Annotated in this window: 1 protein-coding gene and 1 pseudogene; one reads left to right on the top strand and one right to left on the bottom strand. The window is 70.4% G+C overall.

Annotation, left to right across the window (positions count from 1 at the left end):
- Positions 1-219 precede the first annotated feature (219 nt).
- Positions 220-795, top strand: a pseudogene (locus C5O18_RS11200) (septal ring lytic transglycosylase RlpA family protein); the annotation flags it as partial.
- Positions 796-801: 6 nt separating this feature from the next.
- Here the strand turns inward: C5O18_RS11200 and C5O18_RS09010 are convergent.
- A complete protein-coding gene (locus tag C5O18_RS09010) occupies positions 802-1,602 on the bottom strand; it encodes a crotonase/enoyl-CoA hydratase family protein (protein WP_105193269.1) in 801 nt (266 codons plus the stop codon).
- Positions 1,603-1,853 lie beyond the last annotated feature (251 nt).

The raw sequence follows: 1,853 nt of genomic DNA on the forward strand, positions 1-1,853 counted from the left end.
CCGGTCGACCCGGAAGAGGCCGAGCGTGCGGCACGTGCCAGCATGCAGGCCATTGTCGATGCGCCCGTGATGGCGCACGGCCTGCTCCCCGATGCCCGCCCGGACCGCTACCCGGCGCTGCCGCTGCTGGCCGACGAGGCTGACGGCTACGGCCGGCTGGCGCCGTGGCTGCTGCGGGGCGAGCCGTATCGCATAGAGACACTGCCGCTGGGACGCCGTCAGGTCGGCACCGCGTCGTGGTACGGCCAGCGCTTCCACGGCCGGCGCACCGCCAGCGGCGAAATCTTCGACATGCGCAAGCTGACAGCGGCGCACATGACCCTGCCGCTGCCCAGCCACGTGCGCGTCACCAATCTCGGCAACGGACGCTCGGTGATCGTGCGGGTCAATGACCGCGGCCCCTTCCACAGCAGCCGCATCATCGACCTGTCCCGCGAGGCGGCGCGCCAGCTCGACATCCACGGGCTGGCACGGGTGCGCATAGAGTCGGTGGAGCAGGGCCGGAGCGGCTACCACCGCGCCGGCCGCGAACTGCCGGACCAGACCGTGCATGCCGTGCTCATCNTCAGCGACAGCCACGTCGCGCATGCGCTGCAGAGCCGGCTCATGACCCAGCTGCCCGCCGGCGTGCCGATCTCGATACGGCGCGAGCCCGGACCGGTGCTGGCCGAACGCGTCGAAGTCGGTCCGCTGGTCTCCCGCGCCGAAGCCGAGCTGCTGATCCGGGGCCTGCGGGCGATCCGCGTCGACATCGCCACGGACCAGCCCCAGCTCACGCCCTACCGGCTGGAGTAGCCTGCGTCAGCGCTGCACGCGCCGGGGCAGGAAGGTCACCGGCGACTTCGTCTGCACGGCCTTGATCGACAGCTTCTGGTTGCGCCCCAGCAGCAGGCGCAGCTGGTACCAGCGCTCCAGACAGAACGCCCTGGCGACGGACGCAGGCCAGGCGCGCTGGAACAGCAGCTTGGTCGACGCCACCGAATCCGGCGAACGGGCAATCAGCTGCCCCGCCAGCGTGCGCGCGGCTGCCAGCGGATCCGCATGGGTCTCGGTGACCAGGCCCAGCGCACGTCCCTGCTCCGCGCTGAACAGTTCTGCCGTCATCGCCAGCTTCTTGGCCACGTCCAGCGGCAGCAGCTCGCGCAGGGTCACGGTGCCGCTCATGTCCGGCACCAGCCCCCATTTCGCCTCCATGACCGACAGCTCGCAGTCCGGCGTGGCGAGGCGGAAATCGGCCGCCAGCGCGATCTGCAGCCCGGCGCCGTAGCAACGGCCGTGCAGCACCGCGATCACCGGCACCGGCAGGCGGCGCCAGACCCAGGCCACCTCCTGGAAGTTGTTGGTGTTGCGCCAGAACGGACGCAGGAAATTGCTCACCATGCTGGCCGGCCGCTTCATGAAACCGGGAATGTCGAGGCCGCTGCAGAAGCTCGGTCCTTCGGCACGCAGGATGACCACGCGCAGGTCGCGGTCCCCGCGCAGCACGCGGCCGGCACTGATCAGCTCGGCCAGCGTGTCCGAACCGACGGCATTGTGCTTTTCCGGCCGGGTGAGGACGACTTCGGCGATAGCGCCGTGGCGCTCGATGCGGACTGCCGGCATGGGTTTGCTCCTTGAACGGGTGGCTGGATCTGGCCGCAGCCTAGCAGGACTGCCCGGGCTTGCCCATGTGATGCAGCCACCATGACGGCGACCGGCGGCACCGGACGCCCGCGTGGTCAGAACCGGTAGTCGAGCTGCAGCCAGGCCTTGGTCAGGTCGCGGCCATAGGCTGCCTGCGCCGCCGGCAGCCGGCTGTCGCCGCCGCCATCGTAGCGGGCCAGCTTGATCAGCCCCGACCAGTTCGGCGAGAA

The organism is Amnimonas aquatica (assembly GCF_002943415.1).
GTDB lineage: Bacteria > Pseudomonadota > Gammaproteobacteria > Pseudomonadales > Moraxellaceae > Perlucidibaca > Perlucidibaca aquatica_A.